The organism is Enterobacter cloacae complex sp. 677-3DZ2D5B (assembly GCF_004136695.1).
GTDB classification, from domain to species: domain Bacteria; phylum Pseudomonadota; class Gammaproteobacteria; order Enterobacterales; family Enterobacteriaceae; genus Enterobacter; species Enterobacter hormaechei_C.
On sequence record NZ_QFLS01000023.1, the window covers coordinates 40,874 to 58,339 of the forward strand.

The following is a 17,466-nucleotide window of genomic DNA, read 5'->3' on the forward strand; positions in this document are numbered from 1 at the left end:
TGTCTCATTTTGAGACGGCAAAGTATATCTCGATGACGTGAATAGTGGATGTGTCTTATAGAGAAGGACTGGTGCGTTAAAAAGGGCACAATGTGCCCTTTAAGTTACCATCAGATATTATAAGTACACCATATTCACTTTAATGGATTACCAAATTCATTTAGGTACAGCTGACCGAATTTATAGGAAGCATAGTCGGTAAGATGTCCCACGTCACGATAGACAGTTACGCCATCAATATTTGTAATGCATTTACCACTAATGCACTGTATTGATTTAGGATCAATAAAGGTCAGCGTTGGGAACTCAGCCTTCATTTTACTCATCAGTTGCGTGACTTTTTCCCCGTTGGTATTTGCCGGGTTTTGCATATCACATTCATTGATGTCAAATGGGCGTCGATGAATAACATGCTGATTTATACAGTTTTGATAGTTGCGTGGCATGTTCGCAATGGTGAACATGATTATTGGCTTTGAACCAGAATCTATGATAGTACGTATGGCTGTACGTAACGCCATTTCGTATCGACTGGCTGAGAGTGCCTCACTTCGCTCATCCTCATCTTTAGTGATTAACTGGGCAGAAAAATAATTTGACCACACATGCCCTAAAATAACATAGTCATAGTGATTTGATTTTATATTATCATAATATTTCTCAGCGTTATCATGACATTCTTCATATTTGACGCCTTTATATTTCCACCAGTCATACTGATAAATTCCCGGTAATGCCAGGCACGAAGACGTGGTGAGGGAGTACATTTTTATGCCAGCATTCTTAGCCAAGACATCATAAAAACCCCAGAAATGGTTAGCATTTGAATCGCCAATCAGAAAGGCTTTCTTCGAACCTTCATGGTCGCCGAACTGACAGTCCGTAAGGTCCTGGCTTCCACTAAGGCAGCCATCCCTCGATGCGGCATTCTCGGAAGCGGAATTCAACAGCTGTAACGAGTGATTGTATTCATCGCTGAAGCGCTGTGGCAAACCATTCGTTTTCACGGTTAATGTGTAAAGGCCCGTGCAGACCGTAAGGGGGAGCAATACAAGCAGGATCATACTCTTTGCAAATGACAGCTTAACCCGGCGGAAGCGCTCTTCAATACCGTGATAGGTAAGCACTGCCAGTCCTGCAGTTATCACCAGCGCAATGCACAGTGTCTTGCCGGACAGAGTGATCTCAAGATAATTGAACGCTGCAAATATGGGCCAGTGCCAGAGGTACAGAGAATAAGAAATTTTACCTGTGTAGTTTATCGGTGCTAATTGTAAAGTTCGATTTACGAATGTGTTCTGGTTTATCAGTAATATTGCTGAGGCAAGGCAAACAAGCAGTGTCCAGCTATTTGGATATGCCTCAACTGGTATGCTTAAACCTGAAGTACAGATAAGTACAGCGATAGCTACTACTGCCAGAGGATTAGTTATCCATCTGTTGGTTATCTGAATTCTGTCCTTTAATAAAGCTACGCTTCCACCAATCAGAAACTCAAAAGCGCGCATATTTAATGAGTAGTAATGCTGACTGGACGAGTACAGGCTGATAAGAATAACAATTATTGTTGCAGTTAAGGTAAGTAACAACCAGCCATAAAGGAACGGTTTATACGCAAATTTTCTTTTAAATTTACTGACAAGCAGTGTCAAAATGGTCGCGAAAAGCGCAAAGAAAAAATACCACTGCCATTCAATTGCTAAAGACCATGTATGCAAAAGCAGGAAGTAATCAGAGTCAGGAGATGCGTATGCTGCACTAAGCTTATCAAAATACTGGTTTGATAAGAAAAGAGTGGTGTATTTGGCACTTTTTGCGAATGCGGTGTAATCGTCAGGAATGTAGCAGTATGTCGCTACAATGATGGCGCCGAGAATTGTCACCAGCAGTGCAGGCTGCAATCGCCATAATCTGCCTTTTATAAAATTAGTTAGTGAGAATGTTCCTCTTTCAATTTCACTGATGACTTTTCCGGTAATCAGGAATCCTGATATGGTGAAAAATATATCAACACCAATAAAGCCCGAAGGGAAGTACGATAATCCTGCATGGAATAATATAACAAGCAGGACAGCGGCAGCGCGGAGACCGTCTATGTCTTGCCGGTAATTTTGTACTGCATAGCTTTTAGTATGATTATCTAAAACTAAATCCATTTTATAATGGCACCTTACATTTACATATTTATGGTTATTAAGATTGTGGTCAGTCTATCGGGAAGCAGAGCACGCAATATTTCCCTGATATCTTATGATATCGTTTCTCAGCTACGTATACCAAAAATAAGTCGTGAGTGTTTGTCTTACGTCTTGCCTGGATGCTTATTTACATACGTCGTTAACAAGTAACTGAGTGGCATAGCTGATATTGAGGCCAGTCATATTCGTGTTGAGCGCATTTATCATGTCTGCACTGGTATAAATGACGCTGCCCTTCAGGATTCCCTGGTAACCTTTTGACGTCACCACAACAAGCTGTTCCGGGGTACAGAGCGCCTCCCTTCCTGCATACAGATCTGAATCGACGGCACGCAGGTACACCGGAGAGGCGGCCACCACAAACCGATCGTCAGGCCTCGACTGCATCAGCGTCCTCAGGGAAGCATACCGTCGTTCAGCAGGCGGGCAAGCTGTCAGGCTTTCCCATAGTCTGCTGTGACTAAACGGCATCGAGGAGAACGTTGCCTCATAAGGGACCACCGGGTCTGATACGTGCAGCAGCCCCAGACCCGCTGAAATCACCCACAGCTCTGCGCCGGTACGTTTTGCAGCCGCAGCAGCCCTGCTCCAGTGCTGGCCCGTATACAGTTCACCTGCTGTTATGGCAGCGCCGTCGTTCCGCGCCCTGGCCAGCCTTTCCAGCCAGACTTCATAAGCATTTCCGGCGTCGTGTTCATATGGAAAGACGGTTTGACCGGCTGTTATGGTTTTGCGGCGCGTGCAGGTGACGATGAGATTGACGTTGCCTGTGCTCATGACGGCATCCCCGCGCTGTCATCGTTCCAGACGATAACCGTGGCCAGATGGTCCGCCACCTCCTGCCCCGTGTAACCGGCCAGGATCGTCAGCGCCCTGGAGCCTGCGTCACGGGAGAGCGGACTCCGGAACCCGAATCCGTCCGTCATCAGGAGCCACTGCAGACGGTCAGTCCAGCGCTCGCCGGGTTTACGGACCGGCGAAAACACAATCTCCGTCAGTTGTTCGCGGTTGCAGTACAGCTGTCGCCGTTCCAGCTCATCCAGCAGGCTGTTCAGTTCGCGCCGGTCAGCGTCTTCCTGACTCATCTGAGCCCAGCGGATGCGGTGCAGCCGCAGCTCCTGTGCCTGTCCCGACGTGAATCCGGCCCTGGCCAGCAGGGTGTCCAGAGCGGCGCCGGAATCTTCTTCATACCCGGCAGCCGTGAGCGGGAACGCCTCCGGGCTTTCGCGCAGAACGTGCAGCAGCCGCGCCGGTGCCGGCAGCGACCGGAGGGCTTCCTCAGGGCTCACCACGGCAAGGCGAATATCCTCAGTCAGACCGGTGATCCCCTGTGCCTGAAGCGCGACGTCCAGCTGGCGGTACCAGGTGCCGGTCAGGTCTTCCGGCTCGGTACCGATCAGCGTGCCCGCCTCCGGCGTGGTGCTCTCATTGATCTGCATCCGGACCGCAATACCCGCCCCGTGGCAGGCCTGGAGCCACTGCGCCACCTGAAGGGGATCGCCCGTCATACGCGTCACCTGCCCGGCCGTGTTCCACAGCTGGAGACAGGTGGTCCCGTCGAGGCGGATGACGTAGTCGCCCCGGCACGCCAGGTGCCAGATGCCGTCCAGCTCCACCGGCCGGTCGTGAGCCTCGTCTGCCTGGCCGGGCGGGATCAGGGGCAGAACCCGGACCGTTGTCGCGCGCTGCTCCGCCAGGACGCGCGCCTGTTCGTCAGCGAGAAGCGGGGCGGCCAGCGCACGGCCGGCGTCCGTCAGCTCGACGGCCAGCTGCAGGTTCGGGGCTCGCAGGGTGCGCAGCCAGCCCGCAGCTTCCATGCGCCGGCAGGAGGCGCGGAGATTCGGCCCGTACACCGGGGCGTCCCCGCCCTGCTCCAGCACCCGCTCAATATCCCGCGTGGCCACCGGTCCCGGACGTTTCGCACCGAGGGCGGCCAGCACAATCAGCACCCGCCGCTGTAGCGGCGATGGGCGGCGGTGTTTCTCAGCGGCCATCGGCAGGCGGCTCCTGGTTTTCGAGGATCAGTCCGGCCAGAAGCCGAAGCTGTCTGCGATCCTCCTCACAGTCGCGCCCCGGCGCCCTCATTGATAATGCCAGTGAATACCAGAGCGCAATGGCGCCGCTGCAACTCCCCCTGTCAAAGGCAGCCGTGGTGGAAGAGTCATCCCGGGAAGAACTGCTGTGCCGGCTGAGCACGCGAAGGATGCTTTTGATTTCGTCAAGCAATTCGTCATAGGTGAGATTCAGTGTCGGCCCGGTACTGGACATGCTGCGCTCCTGGAATAATGAGTAACAGATTGCGATAAAATCATATCACGTATGATTCATTTGATATTAAGTTAATATCATATCAGAAGTGATTTCATGAATAATGATAAATATCACACTTAGTATGATTTTATGTGAGTGATTCAATTATCATATCCTTTGCGTGTTTCCCGCCGCGCAGATCCGGTTTCTGGCTAAATCGGATAACAGGGAGACGAACTTTGCACGAAGGGCATCGGGTGACATTTTCCAGAGAAAAAAAGGTCACTACCGCTTATTATTCATAAAATTTCTTATGGAACACGCAGAATATCTATGTTTGGAAAACTTCTAAAAAGTCTCTCATGGCAGGTGAGAGCTGAACTCCGACGGAGCCTGAAGTCGAACCGGGATTACAAAAAACTACGCTGGAACCCGGTGGAGAGAATACTTGTTTCCTGCTCCACCCATTACGTCCGGGCTATGCTAATTCTATGGTCCGCAGCCTTCGGGGCTGTTGGCGTGGTCGAATATTTTCGCCCTGTATTGCAACCTTTCGCTGTGCAGCATTTTAAGGGCATTACCAAGCTTTCAGACTGGATGTCTAATTTACTGGGTAGCCAGTTGACTATAATCGGTATTGTTTTTCCGCTGGTTGTGGGGCTTATAAGTGTTTTGTTTCAAAAGAAATCAGCAAGGATCCATATTCAGTCCGCGTATCAACTTCATTCCGGATATATGTTTGCGGGCCTGAGTGGTCTTTTACTGGCTGCATTTATCGTGTTGGGCGGTATGACGTTATCTATAGGTGACGGATATCTTAATACTTCTTTCGCCGTAACAGCTTTTGTGTGGATGCTTTTCAATATTACTCTGTCTATCTGGTTCTTCGTCTCGAGTCTGAATGTCCTGGATGAGAGCAAGCGCGATCGACTAATGAATAAGTTTTTTTTGTCTCAGATAGTGGATGACTATATTCAAAAAGCATATATTCTTGCTTGGCTCCGATATCCGGGGGTAAATATAGGTGAGGATTACCTCGGTAATATTAAAATACTGCCTTACTCAATCTCAGAGAAAGACGACATGCTTCATGTCAAATCTAATATCAGTAAAGGTGATGTTGTTATAGATATTTATATAAGGCCACTTTTATTTCTGCTAAGAAGGCTAGAGGCGGTAGATGGGCAGGATGCGGAAATTATCATTTTGCCCTCCTTTGGTGTTCGTTCTGGTGAACTAACTTTATTGTCATCGAGAAATGTCAAGCCTGTTTCAGGATTGTGGCGGTGGTTATTTAGCCGTTGTATTGTAACAGGGCGCCCTAAGAACAAAAGGGATCTGGATGATATTACTTTTGATTTCTTTGGTGAGGCTTACGATGCGCTTAACGATAAAAATATTAGCGTCTTCAGAACAGGGATTGAACGATTAACAGATACCTATACCTCTATCAAAAGAAGTTATAACTACGGGGTTGATAAAAATTATCTGGATGAAGTAAAAGAATCAGGTTTTAGCCATACTTTCAGCGATTCATTCCATTATGAATTGAGAAAGTTTTTTCGTGAATCCGTAAAATCAACGGAATATTCAGGCGAATATTTCCGTGAATCGATGGCCATTCCATTGCATGTGTACAGAAAAACACAGAGCACTCATTTTACCGATTTCAGACAATTTTTACTCTCGCTTTTCAGAGTATGGCATGTGTTAAACGAGTGGAAAGCAGGACAGGGTGTCACCCTCTCGGCCAGCCAGGAGCAAACTCATCAAGAACTTGTACGCCATTTTATTGGCCTGTGGGAGGGCTGGAGTATGAGCTCGATCATTGGCAAACCAGGGAGCGAAGATTCTACTGGGCGCCTGATGTATCATCTGCATAACACCGCCAGGCTGCTTATTCCGTCAGTGGTTGCAGATAATGCTTCTTCCGTACGATATGCTCACGACGTTCTCTGTCTCTGGTTTAACCAGAGCCGGTTTCCACGGCACTGGGAGGAAGAGTACCACTGGCACAGTTTCTTCCTGACTCCGGATTATCTGTCTCTGGATGAAACAGACTCGCAGTGGGCAATGTTACTCAGGGGGCGTCCATATAAAAAAGATGCGGCCTTATCCATTATGTTTGCAAATGCCTTGTCTGATTTACGCCTGTTAATGGCAGGTTATCTCATTGCGCATTTTGAACCCCAAGAAAAGATAGATTTAGCTGATCTTGTTAACCATATCATTACGTCTGAATTATATGAAGAAAGAGACACTCATGATACGCTGACACCTGCGTTCAGACGTTCTGTCGATATCATTGATATGATACTGAGAATTGAGCACTGTAATCTTCATGCGAATACAAACTGGTACAGCGGGCTATCAGAAACCATTGAGGTTATGAACTCATATAATGAAAGGCCTTACATTCCGGGGCGTACGTATACAGGAGTACATGAGGATTTAGGGAGCCTCTACGGAGCATTTTCCTTGCTGGCTATAAAGCTCGCCAGACCTGCTGAGCAGGTTACGCAGCGTGCTAATGACGCCCTTGCGGGAGGGTTGTTTTCCTATTTCAGTAAAGTGAGAATAATTTCTGTTCTTGAACGGCTGAAACGTGATCCTTCAGTCCCTTATGAAGGCTATATCATTTCAGACGCGGATTATGCAACGAACGTGGTTTTCTTTAATGACGTTCTGGATAAATACATTGAGGTCTTCAGTCGCAGCAAAGTGGCAGATATCGTTGCTGCCGAAGTAGATCTTGAACGTCTCAGGAATACCGACACTCGTCTGACAAAAGAACTTCCTGGGGTATTGTCTGAAGATACTCTGCTTAACTACTTCACTTTTTCTCAAAATTCAGAATGCGATCGCAACTGGCTGGTGAGATACATTCCTGTGAGTGTTCCCAAAGATTATGTTGCCAGAGAACTTAATAGTAATTTCTACGGAGATTTTCCGTCTGTATCAGATGTTAGGACAAATATTTACCACAGACTGCATAATTTACTGTGGCAATCACAGGCTAAATTAACGATGAAGGTCAAAAACCTCGAAACACTGTTAATGAAAGTCGCGCAACGGTCCGCCGATCAGCAGTATTACATACTGGTGAGCTATGGTTCCCGCTTTAGCGAAGAACTGAGGGAACTGGTTTATCAGCCGGAAAGGCATGACGCGTTTAGCATACAGGTTGATGTTTCAGCCAGAGGTAGCCGCACTCTGCCCTTCAGGATCAATAACTGTCTTATTTACCTTGTCCTCAATTCCGAACAGGAATTTTCGGTTATGGTCAGCGCGGAATCCTTCGGTGAACTCAGGCTGTTCAGGTACCCGGATGGAACCCTTTTTAACACCTTCTACAGCAGTAGTGACAATCCACTTGAAGGCGTGATGACAACGCTCTGGGAAATGGAGATGGAAATCACTGGTCCACTGGTGGCCCGGTTTGAACATCGCTGAGCAAAATTAAGGTGACCCCGGATGGGGTCGCTGTTAAATTGCTTTGTTGTTAATAATTAATTCAAATTGCGATACTTATAGCAATAATCTACTCATAACAACAATTCACTGTTTTTTGTGCTTATTCTGCAATAATCGTTCTCTTCCACTCCTGAGATCCGAAAAAAGGTTGTTCCGGATCTTACGGAAACGCCCCGGCGCGCAGCGGCACGAAAATACAAGATATGCCACTCCGTCAGCTGCTTTTTCTTCTATATATTGTGTTATCTCCCCTCACCTGTACCCGATAAGAAGGGGCCGAAAAGAGCGCTTCGCTTATTCTCTGACCGTGTTACACTTCCGGTAAGTTGCGGATAGCCAGAAAATCGGATCTGACCGGAACGGCCATCCGGTAATTTAATGGAGTGGTTATATGGCTGCTTATTATTATTCTGGTGATATTCACGACAGGAAAAATAAGCAGGGGAATATTCAGGTGAGTGACTGCACAGGTGATTATCCTTCGCGTCATCATTACTCTGAGTGACTATTGAACCAGATACTATTTTTGAGGCGAGGTATGGGGAAACCAACATTTAGATCATTTTACGATGTGGTCCGGGAGCTTGAGGATGTATATGGCCATCAAGAGCTGTGGCTTTACTCTGGCCTTAATGAGGACTGCCCAGTCGAGACAGCCCGCCGGCGTCAGGAATGGCGATCTCCAAAAATTCTCAAACGAAACGGCAGAATGGTGGCAGAACAATCAGGCCAGCCTGATTTCTGGGTGCTCACCGGTGATTACCATCTGCCGCAGTATGAACACAGCTGTCCGCCGTGGAAAGCCTGCCTCATCGATAAGATTTTTAAAACGAATGGTTTACTGTTCTGGTGATGGCTTCACAAGGCTTGCAGGCGGAATTCTCAGTTAAGGAAGGATTATGTGTGATTTATGCAGGGCGGACGGGAATTACTTCCATACGCCGGAATGCGTGTATGACCAGCTGGTCAGCGAGTACCCCGTGATGTGGCTGCGGGACTCGACCCGGATCGGCGCCTGCTACACCCTCCGCGAACTGCTGTCGCCGGAAGGGATGGTGCTGGCCATACAGAACGCACCTCCCGTGACGGGATGGCGGCTGCGCATGCGGTATAACGAGGCCATAGATGAAGAGATCGACCCGCAGCGCGGGGACTGTACCGAGCTGGCCTCCAGGGCTGACGCCCTGCTGGCCTTTGAGCCGTTCCGTGAAGACGCTGCGTCAGTATGACCGGCGGGATTTTTCAGTAAGGGAGCAAATATGGCTGACTGGTTTATCGCGACCGAAGGCGTGAAGGTGGTGAAGGACAGCGCCAGCCTGTGGCCGCAGATCATTACGGCGGTTTCATCTGCAGGTGCTGCATTCGGTGGTGTGTGGTACGGGCAGCGGCTGATAACCCAGCGGGAGAAGGAAGCAGCAGCGACAAAGCGAGAATCTGAGCTTTATTTTATTTCCACTCAGCTGGTATTTCGCCTCGAACGATTTGCCCAGGGATGCGCGGAGGTGGTTAATGATGAAGGGTTTGAAGATGATAAAGGGTACACACGTACTGGTATTAGCGCTGAGCCATTCTCAACAGAGGATATTGACGGTGACTGGCGGGTACTACCCAGCAGGATTCTTTACCGTATTCGTGAACTGTCAGTGCTGATCCCAGAAGCCAGCCGTTATATCAGTATTGTCAGTGACTATGATAATCCTCCCGACTGGCAGATGACCTTTAAAGAACGCCGTTATCAGTATTCACGTCTGGGTCTGCGTGCCATGATACTGGCCAGGCGACTGAGGCGACTTAATGCCATGCCTTCATCACACCTTGATAATAACAGCCCCTGGTCAGTACAGAACGTCTTATGGGCTGAGTGGCGAAAACAACGAAAGTCCAGAGCACGACAAGCTCGTGAGGTTCCTGACTATGATTTGTAAGGAAATTAGGGTGATACCAAGATATATGAACGGACCATGCGCAAACGAAGCCGCCAATGACATTATTTCCCTGCTGAAACTGTGTCAGCAATTGCAGTCTGAAAAGGACGGCAGGGAACGTCCTGCGCCCGGGACATATTCCCGCGATGAGGATGCGTTTGCCGATCGTATCCGTACAGCGTGCGGACATGCCCAGCAGCTGCGCCGGCTGCTGCCGGTGATGACGACGCTGAGCGCCATCGGCGCCGGGATGGAACGCCGGGGTGAAATCAGTCTGCTCCCGGGCGAAGATTACGCGCAGAAAGCACTGGCACGACTTACAGAGCAATACCTGTCCGGCAGGGACAACAAGCAATGATGCCGGCAATACCCGGCCAGGGTGTCTCATTTTCGGCCGCGCAGCTGCCGGTGGCCATCGACTACCCTGCCGCACTGGCCCTGCGCCAGATGGCCCTCGTTCAGGACGAACTGCCGAAATATCTGCTGGCGCCGGAAGTGAGCGCCCTGCTCCACTATGTGCCTGATCTGCACCGCAAGATGCTGCTGGCCACCCTCTGGAACACCGGCGCCCGTATTAACGAGGCGCTGGCGCTGACCCGGAGTGATTTTTCCCTGGTGCCACCCTACCCTTTCGTGCAGCTGGCCACACTCAAACAAAGGACTGAAAAAGCCGCCAGAACGGCAGGCCGGGCACCCGCCGGCAGTCAGGCTCACCGGCTGGTACCGCTTTCCGATGCGAGCTATGTCAGCCAGCTGGAAATGATGGTGGCCACGCTGAAAATACCTCTTGAACGACGTAACAAGCGAAGCGGCAGAACCGAGAAGGCGCGCATCTGGGAAATTACCGACCGGACGGTCCGCACCTGGCTCAGCGAAGCGGTTGAAGCAGCAGCGGCTGACGGGGTGACGTTCTCCGTGCCGGTGACACCGCACACATTCCGCCACAGCTATGCCATGCACATGCTGTATGCCGGTATTCCTCTCAAGGTGCTTCAGAGTTTAATGGGGCATAAGAGCATCAGCTCGACGGAGGTGTACACGAAAGTGTTTGCGCTGGATGTGGCGGCGCGTCACCGCGTGCAGTTCCAGATGCCGGAGACTGAAGCTGTGTCATTACTTAAAGGAACCATTTAACTTCTCTGTAAGCTATGAGGACCTGCATGATATTGGAAAGGCCGCTAATGCGGCCTAAGTCATACTTCACACATCATACTTATGATGTAATATCGTTCTTACTCGCTAGTTTTCTGAAAGTAAAGTTCAAGGGCTTCTCTGACTATTGCACTGACGTTTTTAGGATCTTTCCCGTTACGCTTGTTCCGCAGTGCTATATCTTCGACCTTCACTAACATAGACTCCCCTAATGAGATTGTCGTGCGGCACTGTTTTTCAGGTTCCGGTTTTTCTGGTGCTCCGTAGGGTTTATCGGCAAGGCGCTGCGCGAGGGCTTCAGCTTGTTCTGCTGTGACACCTGTTCTGCTTGTCGCTTGCTGGCTCGGCTTTTTAACCATTATGCGAATACCTCTTTCATTAGCTGCATAATTTCTGCTTTAGCCGCTTCATTATTCGTTTCTACGACACCCGTTCCATTGCTCATGCAATCTCGATAGACCTTGCGGAAACAGATTACTGTTTGCAGCGTTTCAATAGTTGGAAACTCTTCAAGGTATTCCAGAAACTCCTTCCGCTCATTTCCTCTTAGCACTGGGTTTGTTGTGGCCATGCTTTGTAAGCAATAGACCTTCAGTTCAGGGTTGAGATCACGCATAGCTTCAATCTGCTGAGCAAGTTCCGTCAATGTATCAAGGTCGGGCTGTGAGCATTGTAATGGTGCAATGATCTGATGTGCGACTACTCCACTAGTAATGAACTCTCTTGAGTTTCTGCCTGCCACATCCACGATTACATGATCATACTTTTCGTCTAATGCTCGAAGGGTTTGTGTCAGATTATCGAATTTTTCGATGAGCGTGAAAGTTGGCTCTATCCCCGATGCTTCACGTTCAGCATGGTGCTTAGCGGCCGTCCGTTGTAAGTCTCCATTTAACAGGCATACGTCTTGGCCCTCATGGGCTAGAGCTATTGCTAAGTTTGATGCCGTTGTAGTTTTACCTGAACCGCCTTTGTTTCCACCTACGACAGTAATCATTTCTGCCTCATAAATATGATGTGTGAAGTATGATTTATTTTGTCACATACGTAGTTATAGTCAACAACTGTAATCAAAAATATGAAGTATGAAGTGTGAGATATGATTTATTTTTTAATAAATCATAAATATTACTTGTGTTTTAATATTTCATACTTATGATTTAATACTCAATCTGAGTGCTTAGGCACTTAAGTTCAATCATTTTTCTCAATTTGAGTATTAAGGGGTTCAGGATGAAAGTGTATTGTGATGATGGTTCTACAACTGTAAAACTTGCATGGCTCCACAATAAGAAACTTTATAAGTCATTGTCATCTAACTCTTTTCGTCAGGGTTGGAAGGTGGAAGGTATGGGCGTACGTCAGACCTTCAACTATGAGCTTGAAGGTAAAAAATACACCTATGACGAAGTCAGCAATGAATCCATTCTTACTACTCATATTGAGTATCAATATACCGATGTAAACGTTCTGGCGGTTCACCATGCACTTCTGAACAGCGGGCTGAAACCTCAGCCTGTCTCACTGACTGTTACTTTGCCTATCAGTGAGTTCTACACAAGGGATTGTCAGAAGAATGAGCTGAATATTCAGAGGAAAATCGACAACCTGATGCGTCCAGTCAAGTTGAACAAAGGCGAGGTGTTTACCATCGAGCACGTCGAAGTCATGCCAGAATCCTTGCCTGCCGTATTTGAACGTCTGGTGAAAGACAATGTAGGGCAGTTCGAAAAGTCTCTGGTGATTGACCTCGGAGGTACAACTCTCGACGTTGGCGTTATCGTTGGCCAGTTCGACTCTGTCAGCGCGATACACGGAAATTCTGATATCGGCGTATCGCTGGTAACGAACGCTGCACTCACGGCGTTAAAAATGGCTTCCAGCAACACGAGTGCTATGGTCGCCGATGAACTTATCAAACAGCGTACAAACGCTGACTTCGTCCGGCAGGTTATCAACGACGAAAGCAAGACGGCACTGGTGTTGGATACCATCGATAGCGCGATCGCTACACTGGGTGCCCAGGTTGTCGATGACTTGGCTGGGTTTAGGGACGTTAACCGCGTTTATATTGTTGGTGGCGGTGCGCCACTGATCGAGGATGCTGTTAAAGCAGCATGGCAACATCTGGGCTCGAAGGTTGTCATGATGGATTCACCGCAAACATCACTCGTAGAAGCCATCGCTGCATTTAAAGGGGAATAGGACTGTGAGCGAGGAACGGAAGAAGTTTACTGTTTATCTTCATCCGGACCAGGTGGCGGACAATGTGTCTTTAGACATTATTGATTCTGTCCCACGGAACGATAGAGGAGATTTATATAGGAGAGCGCTTATTTCCGGCTTAGCACTTCACCACCTCGACCCGCGGCTTCCTGGCTTACTTGCGCTGTTGTTGGATAAGAGTTTCACGGCGGATAGCCTGGTAGGTTTAATCAGTCAGACAACGGGATGGAAGCCATCCCAGGCCAATATCCGTGATGTGCTTGCAGAACTGGGCGCAGGAAATTTTGATTCTGCAATCAAGCCTGAAATTGCTGAAGATGATGAGCAGCGTCGACTGGAAGAGGCCCGGGTCAAAATGAAAGGCCTCTTCTGATACTCAAATTGAGGCTTTGGGGATATCGGACCACCTGGTCGTGTATGCCGGAGAAAGCATCTCTCTTTTCATTTGCCATTCTGGTGCAATTCCGCGGCCAGCAAACCATACCCTCCCGAGCCCTGAATGGTTTATGCCATCCAGGGCTTTCATAAGCTCCTCGCTTCGTTCCTGCGGCTTAACGTCATCGAAAAGATTTAACTGTGCTACTCCCGTAGGGGTGAAGTCATTCAGCATTACGCCAGCCTTTGCATATCTATGCCCGTCGATCCAGATACGATCCAGGGCCTTTACTGAGGCGTTAATGATGTCCCGGGTGTCACGGGTAGGCACAAGAAGTTTTTCACTGGCCACGTTGCTGTAATACGCTTCGTTGACTGCGAAAGGGGAGGTTTTGATAAAGACCGATATGTGCCGGCAGAACTGATGCTCTCCCCGCAGTTTTTCAGCCGCGCGTTCGGCATACTGGCAGATAGCCTGCCGCAACGCTTCGTAAGTGGTGATGCGCTCCCCGAATGATCGGCTGCAGACAATCTGCTGCTTCGCGGGCGGTACATCTTCAAGAGATATACAGGCCTCACCGTTCAGCTCGCGTACGGTTCGCTCCAGCACTACGGTAAAGTTTTTGCGTACAAAGGCAGGATTCATGCGCGCCAGCTGTAGCGCAGTCGTCACGCCGTATGTATTCAGCTTTTTGCCTATGCGGCGACCAACCCCCCAGATTTCCTCTACTGGCTGCAGTGAGAGCAGTTTCTCCGTCCTACGAAGATTGTCAGTAGTCAGGGCCAGCACGCCCCCAAATTGCGGCCACTCTTTTGAAGCCCATTGCGCTGATTTTGCTAAAGTTTTTGTTGGCCCCATCCCAACGCCAATTGTCAGTCCGGTTCCTCTTAGGACGTGCTCGCGCAGCTGCCGGCCGAAATCTTCAAAGTCGGTACAGCCATCGATGCCGCGAATGTCCAGGAACATCTCGTCGATGCTGTACTGCTCTACGCGGGGCGCCAGTTCTTCCAGATGTGCCATGACCCGGTTGCTCAGACTCGCGTAAAGCTCATAATTGCTGGAAAACGTAAGCACTTTCTCCGGGAACTGCATTGTCTTCAGCTGGAACCAGGGAATCCCCATTTTGATCCCAAGCTGTTTCGCTTCCTTCGATCTGGCTATTACACAACCATCATTATTGCTAAGAACGACCACCGGTTTATCACGTAAGTCAGGACGAAAGACCTTCTCACAACTCGCATAGAAGCTGTTCACATCTGCCAGGGCGAACATCAGTCATGTCCCCGGGTTTTATGTACAAAGGCAGTTACGACACCGAAAATTTGTAGCTGCTCAGGTTCTGGCCATAGAGTAGGGTAGGCTGGATTCATTGCCTGTAACCCTGGTCTCGGTTTCAACAATAATCTCTTAACAGTAAATTCACCTTCAATCTCAGCTATAACGATATCGCCGTGGTGTGCATTTTCGGCTTTATCAACAATCATCAGATCGCCAGAATGTAGCCCAATATCAGTCATGGAATTACCAATAGCTCGCACAAAATATGTCGAACTGGGTCGGGATATACAGTAATCGTTGAGGTCAAGTTCGGCTTCGACATAGTCCTGCGCCGGGGACGGGAACCCCGCCGGGCATCCCTCGCTATAAAGAGGGATTGGGATAATTTCCGGCTCGCAATCGACACGCAATAATTCAAACATAGGCACCTCCGAACTGTATTTATATACAGTATTATTACTTTATTGAGTGTACTTTCAAGTTTTTGCTTTGCCCATTTTTTAACTCTATGTTGCCTAAAGAAGTTCCCCGCCGTGCCTTTACTTTAGCCCGATCGCTTCAGATGCAAGGGTTCGCTCCGCCGCCATCCTCGCCCGGTCGCAGATTTTTACGCCTGATGCCATTCTTCCCGTCGTTCTCCCGCTCAATATTCGCGGGAGAACCGTCCAGAACGTCATCGCTGTTTATCTGCGCTGCGGCCTCCGGTGTCGCCCCTGCATCTTCCGCTCGAAGTCGGGCTGTCGTGTCGGCACGGTGCAACTGGGTGCCGGATGCTTAGGACACAGCCATGTTCAGACTGACCTGTATTGAACTCAACAACGGCGAGTTTGCCGTGTATATCAACAACCATTATCTGTGGAGTGAGGATGCCTGCGGAGAACGACTTTACCTGGGGGAGGTGCTGGAGCAGCTTTCCCTGATGCCGGGTGTGGAAACCGGCACTATTCAAGAGGCAGTTCCGGAGGACGAAGAGTGGAACTGGAATGACATTGCCGATCGTGTGCTGCCGTCGCTATCTGCCTGCCGCGAGGGAGTAACCGTGGCAGATCACATCGCACGGCTACAGCAGTATCCGCAGGATGCGCTGTGTATGGGAACGTTCTGGCTGGCTGATGACTTTATGTCCCTCAATGACAGCCTGACAGAGGGGGAGATTGCTGAAGCCATGCGTGTCTGTTACCACAGCCATGATGCCTGCATCGGTTTTAACTGGGACACATTGCAGTTCGCTATCGACCACGTAAAGGGGGGCTAACGGAAAAAAGGACGCCACCGACCGGAGGCGTCCCAAAACATACCAGGCTTATGATCCTACAAAGTGGTGTACTGACACGCACTTATGGTCATTCTGTCATACACGGGAGGCTACTTCAGCTACCAGAATCAGTACCAAAGGATGTCGGTGCCCTCCGCCTTTCTGCCGCCAGCCGGCGGCGTGTTCAACGCCGTGCCTTCACGCTAACCCGGCCGCTGCGGTCGCAAGGGTTCACGTTGTCTCCGTCCTCACCCGTTCGCACCTTTCACGGTGCATTCAGCCCGTGAAAGGCTTGCGCTGCGGCTTGCGGCGTCGCCCCTGCGCCCTCCGCTCAGAGCCGGGTTTTTGTGGCGGCACGGCGCAACAGGGTGCCGCATATCAGAGAGGAGTGTGTCTATGTCCCGTTATATCCTGGGTGACTGCGTGCAGGTGATGTCCCGTTTTCCGGCACGTGCCGTTGATTTTATTCTTACCGATCCCCCGTATCTGGTTGGCTTTAAGGACCGTACCGGTCGCACTCTGGCCGGGGACAATTCGTCGGAATGGCTTCAGCCAGCGTGCCACGAAATGTACCGCGTACTCAAAAACGACAGTCTGATGGTGAGCTTTTACGCATGGAACCGCGCAGATCTGTTTCTCAATGCGTGGAAATCGGCCGGGTTCCGCGTTGTTGGCCATATCGTTTTTGCGAAGAGTTATGCCTCCAAATCAACGTTCGTGGGCTACACCCATGAGAACGCTTACCTGCTCGCGAAGGGGCGACCGCAAACCCCGGACCGCCCCATCCCGGACGTGATCCCCTGGAAATACACGGGCAACAGACACCATCCGACGGAGAAGCCGGTGCAGAGCCTGCGGCCACTGATTGAATCGCTCACGCGTCCGGGGGCCATTGTCCTTGACCCGTTCGCCGGTAGCGGCTCCACCTGCGTGGCCGCCGCCGAAGCCAGCCGCCGCTATATCGGGATCGAGATGCTTGAGCAGTACCACGCCGCCGGCGTTCGCCGTCTGGCACAGGTTGAACGGGCGAGAAGGATGCCGGCGGCCAATGACGGTACGTTTTACCCTGATTATCCGGAGGCGGCATGAACTACCCGGGCCTTGAATCCCTGCGCGCGGACGTGGCCGAGCTCAGCAATGCCATGTGTGACGTGCGGATGCTGCTGAACCGCCTCGAATCTCAGCACCGGCACGACGCGGCAACGCTGGCTGAACGTATGGCCGCCCAGACCCTGCGCCGGATCAACACCCTGCTTCTGGAAGCCTACCGCGAAGCCCTGGTGCTGGACGAAACCTTTCAGGGCTGACTGACCCTGCCGGGCTGATGCCCGG

19 protein-coding genes are annotated in these 17,466 nt (G+C 50.1%); 11 read left to right on the forward strand and 8 right to left on the reverse strand.

The features are described from left to right. Window positions 1-134: 134 nt before the first annotated feature. The 4 genes from DD597_RS23920 to DD597_RS23935 form a co-directional block, all read right to left on the reverse strand. Window positions 135-2,156: an acyltransferase family protein gene (locus DD597_RS23920; protein WP_012477570.1), complete on the reverse strand. Its 2,022-nt coding sequence runs from the start codon at window positions 2,154-2,156 to the stop codon at window positions 135-137. Between the two features lie 165 nt (window positions 2,157-2,321). Next, window positions 2,322-2,975 carry a DUF6884 domain-containing protein gene (locus tag DD597_RS23925; protein ID WP_032635083.1) on the reverse strand — a complete coding sequence of 218 codons (654 nt, stop codon included), beginning with the start codon at window positions 2,973-2,975 and terminating at the stop codon, window positions 2,322-2,324. After that, the gene (locus DD597_RS25260) at window positions 2,972-3,715 is read right to left on the reverse strand and encodes a hypothetical protein (RefSeq protein ID WP_226864505.1); all 744 of its coding nucleotides are present in this window, start codon (window positions 3,713-3,715) and stop codon (window positions 2,972-2,974) included. Before DD597_RS25260 ends, DD597_RS23925 begins: the two co-directional genes overlap by 4 nt. Window positions 3,716-4,181: 466 nt before the next feature. Continuing rightward, a complete protein-coding gene (locus DD597_RS23935) occupies window positions 4,182-4,466 on the reverse strand; it encodes a hypothetical protein (RefSeq protein ID WP_022650043.1) in 285 nt (94 codons plus the stop codon). A gap of 315 nt (window positions 4,467-4,781) precedes the next feature. On the opposite strand from DD597_RS23935, the gene DD597_RS23940 reads away from it, so the two are divergent. The 6 genes from DD597_RS23940 to DD597_RS23970 all read left to right on the forward strand — a co-directional run bounded on the left by DD597_RS23940 (window position 4,782) and on the right by DD597_RS23970 (window position 10,981). Then, on the forward strand, window positions 4,782-7,901 hold the full coding sequence (locus DD597_RS23940; RefSeq protein ID WP_012477567.1) for a hypothetical protein: 3,120 nt from the start codon (window positions 4,782-4,784) through the stop codon (window positions 7,899-7,901). A 559-nt stretch (window positions 7,902-8,460) separates the two neighbouring features. Then, window positions 8,461-8,775 carry a hypothetical protein gene (locus tag DD597_RS23950; protein WP_022650042.1) on the forward strand — a complete coding sequence of 105 codons (315 nt, stop codon included), beginning with the start codon at window positions 8,461-8,463 and terminating at the stop codon, window positions 8,773-8,775. A 46-nt stretch (window positions 8,776-8,821) separates the two neighbouring features. Then, window positions 8,822-9,151 (forward strand): hypothetical protein, encoded by a 330-nt coding sequence (locus tag DD597_RS23955; protein ID WP_022650041.1) that lies wholly within the window; start codon window positions 8,822-8,824, stop codon window positions 9,149-9,151. Window positions 9,152-9,181: 30 nt separating this feature from the next. Beyond that, window positions 9,182-9,847, forward strand: coding sequence for a hypothetical protein (locus DD597_RS23960; protein ID WP_022650040.1), 666 nt, complete (start codon window positions 9,182-9,184; stop codon window positions 9,845-9,847). A 25-nt stretch (window positions 9,848-9,872) separates the two neighbouring features. Further along, entirely contained in the window at window positions 9,873-10,205 is a 333-nt protein-coding gene (locus DD597_RS23965) for a hypothetical protein (RefSeq protein ID WP_032623564.1), read from the forward strand. Next, window positions 10,202-10,981: a site-specific integrase gene (locus tag DD597_RS23970; protein WP_022650038.1), complete on the forward strand. Its 780-nt coding sequence runs from the start codon at window positions 10,202-10,204 to the stop codon at window positions 10,979-10,981. The genes DD597_RS23965 and DD597_RS23970 overlap by 4 nt, the downstream gene beginning before the upstream one ends. Window positions 10,982-11,079: 98 nt before the next feature. Here DD597_RS23970 and DD597_RS23975 read toward each other — a convergent pair whose 3' ends face one another. Both DD597_RS23975 and DD597_RS23980 read right to left on the reverse strand, forming a co-directional pair. After that, the gene (locus DD597_RS23975) at window positions 11,080-11,358 is read right to left on the reverse strand and encodes a CopG family transcriptional regulator (RefSeq protein WP_129256646.1); all 279 of its coding nucleotides are present in this window, start codon (window positions 11,356-11,358) and stop codon (window positions 11,080-11,082) included. Further along, window positions 11,358-11,996, reverse strand: a complete 639-nt coding sequence (locus DD597_RS23980; protein WP_022650036.1) for an AAA family ATPase — start codon at window positions 11,994-11,996, stop codon at window positions 11,358-11,360. Before DD597_RS23980 ends, DD597_RS23975 begins: the two co-directional genes overlap by 1 nt. A gap of 236 nt (window positions 11,997-12,232) precedes the next feature. Between DD597_RS23980 and parM the strand changes: the two genes are divergently transcribed. Both parM and DD597_RS23990 read left to right on the forward strand, forming a co-directional pair. Next, window positions 12,233-13,204, forward strand: coding sequence for a plasmid segregation protein ParM domain-containing protein (gene parM, locus DD597_RS23985; protein ID WP_022650035.1), 972 nt, complete (start codon window positions 12,233-12,235; stop codon window positions 13,202-13,204). A gap of 4 nt (window positions 13,205-13,208) precedes the next feature. Continuing rightward, the gene (locus DD597_RS23990; protein WP_022650034.1) at window positions 13,209-13,598 is read left to right on the forward strand and encodes a plasmid partitioning/stability family protein; all 390 of its coding nucleotides are present in this window, start codon (window positions 13,209-13,211) and stop codon (window positions 13,596-13,598) included. A gap of 3 nt (window positions 13,599-13,601) precedes the next feature. On the opposite strand, the gene DD597_RS23995 is transcribed toward DD597_RS23990, so the two are convergent. Further along, window positions 13,602-14,873, reverse strand: a complete 1,272-nt coding sequence (locus tag DD597_RS23995) for a Y-family DNA polymerase (RefSeq protein WP_022650033.1) — start codon at window positions 14,871-14,873, stop codon at window positions 13,602-13,604. After that, entirely contained in the window at window positions 14,873-15,301 is a 429-nt protein-coding gene (gene umuD, locus DD597_RS24000; protein WP_022650032.1) for a translesion error-prone DNA polymerase V autoproteolytic subunit, read from the reverse strand. The genes DD597_RS23995 and umuD overlap by 1 nt, the downstream gene beginning before the upstream one ends. A gap of 365 nt (window positions 15,302-15,666) precedes the next feature. Here umuD and DD597_RS24010 point away from each other — a divergent pair, with 365 nt between their 5' ends. The 3 genes from DD597_RS24010 to DD597_RS24025 all read left to right on the forward strand — a co-directional run bounded on the left by DD597_RS24010 (window position 15,667) and on the right by DD597_RS24025 (window position 17,441). Further along, window positions 15,667-16,134, forward strand: coding sequence for a hypothetical protein (locus tag DD597_RS24010; RefSeq protein ID WP_022650031.1), 468 nt, complete (start codon window positions 15,667-15,669; stop codon window positions 16,132-16,134). A gap of 396 nt (window positions 16,135-16,530) precedes the next feature. Then, window positions 16,531-17,223 carry a DNA methylase gene (locus DD597_RS24020; protein ID WP_022650030.1) on the forward strand — a complete coding sequence of 231 codons (693 nt, stop codon included), beginning with the start codon at window positions 16,531-16,533 and terminating at the stop codon, window positions 17,221-17,223. Continuing rightward, window positions 17,220-17,441 (forward strand): hypothetical protein, encoded by a 222-nt coding sequence (locus DD597_RS24025; RefSeq protein ID WP_022650029.1) that lies wholly within the window; start codon window positions 17,220-17,222, stop codon window positions 17,439-17,441. The genes DD597_RS24020 and DD597_RS24025 overlap by 4 nt, the downstream gene beginning before the upstream one ends. Window positions 17,442-17,466: the final 25 nt, after the last annotated feature.

Excerpts from the sequence above, each read along its gene's own strand:
- DD597_RS23995 (WP_022650033.1), bottom strand. The coding sequence starts at position 14,873 with ATGTTCGCCCTGGCAGATGTGAACAGCTTCTATGCGAGTTGTGAGAAG.
- DD597_RS24020 (WP_022650030.1), top strand. The coding sequence starts at position 16,531 with ATGTCCCGTTATATCCTGGGTGACTGCGTGCAGGTGATGTCCCGTTTT.
- DD597_RS24025 (WP_022650029.1), top strand. The coding sequence starts at position 17,220 with ATGAACTACCCGGGCCTTGAATCCCTGCGCGCGGACGTGGCCGAGCTC.
- DD597_RS23960 (WP_022650040.1), top strand. The coding sequence starts at position 9,182 with ATGGCTGACTGGTTTATCGCGACCGAAGGCGTGAAGGTGGTGAAGGAC.
- DD597_RS23920 (WP_012477570.1), bottom strand. The coding sequence starts at position 2,156 with ATGGATTTAGTTTTAGATAATCATACTAAAAGCTATGCAGTACAAAAT.
- DD597_RS23975 (WP_129256646.1), bottom strand. The coding sequence starts at position 11,358 with ATGGTTAAAAAGCCGAGCCAGCAAGCGACAAGCAGAACAGGTGTCACA.
- DD597_RS23935 (WP_022650043.1), bottom strand. The coding sequence starts at position 4,466 with ATGTCCAGTACCGGGCCGACACTGAATCTCACCTATGACGAATTGCTT.
- umuD (WP_022650032.1), bottom strand. The coding sequence starts at position 15,301 with ATGTTTGAATTATTGCGTGTCGATTGCGAGCCGGAAATTATCCCAATC.
- DD597_RS23925 (WP_032635083.1), bottom strand. The coding sequence starts at position 2,975 with ATGAGCACAGGCAACGTCAATCTCATCGTCACCTGCACGCGCCGCAAA.
- DD597_RS23940 (WP_012477567.1), top strand. The coding sequence starts at position 4,782 with ATGTTTGGAAAACTTCTAAAAAGTCTCTCATGGCAGGTGAGAGCTGAA.
- DD597_RS23965 (WP_032623564.1), top strand. The coding sequence starts at position 9,873 with ATGAACGGACCATGCGCAAACGAAGCCGCCAATGACATTATTTCCCTG.
- DD597_RS23950 (WP_022650042.1), top strand. The coding sequence starts at position 8,461 with ATGGGGAAACCAACATTTAGATCATTTTACGATGTGGTCCGGGAGCTT.
- DD597_RS24010 (WP_022650031.1), top strand. The coding sequence starts at position 15,667 with ATGTTCAGACTGACCTGTATTGAACTCAACAACGGCGAGTTTGCCGTG.
- DD597_RS23980 (WP_022650036.1), bottom strand. The coding sequence starts at position 11,996 with ATGATTACTGTCGTAGGTGGAAACAAAGGCGGTTCAGGTAAAACTACA.
- DD597_RS23970 (WP_022650038.1), top strand. The coding sequence starts at position 10,202 with ATGATGCCGGCAATACCCGGCCAGGGTGTCTCATTTTCGGCCGCGCAG.
- parM (WP_022650035.1), top strand. The coding sequence starts at position 12,233 with ATGAAAGTGTATTGTGATGATGGTTCTACAACTGTAAAACTTGCATGG.
- DD597_RS23955 (WP_022650041.1), top strand. The coding sequence starts at position 8,822 with ATGTGTGATTTATGCAGGGCGGACGGGAATTACTTCCATACGCCGGAA.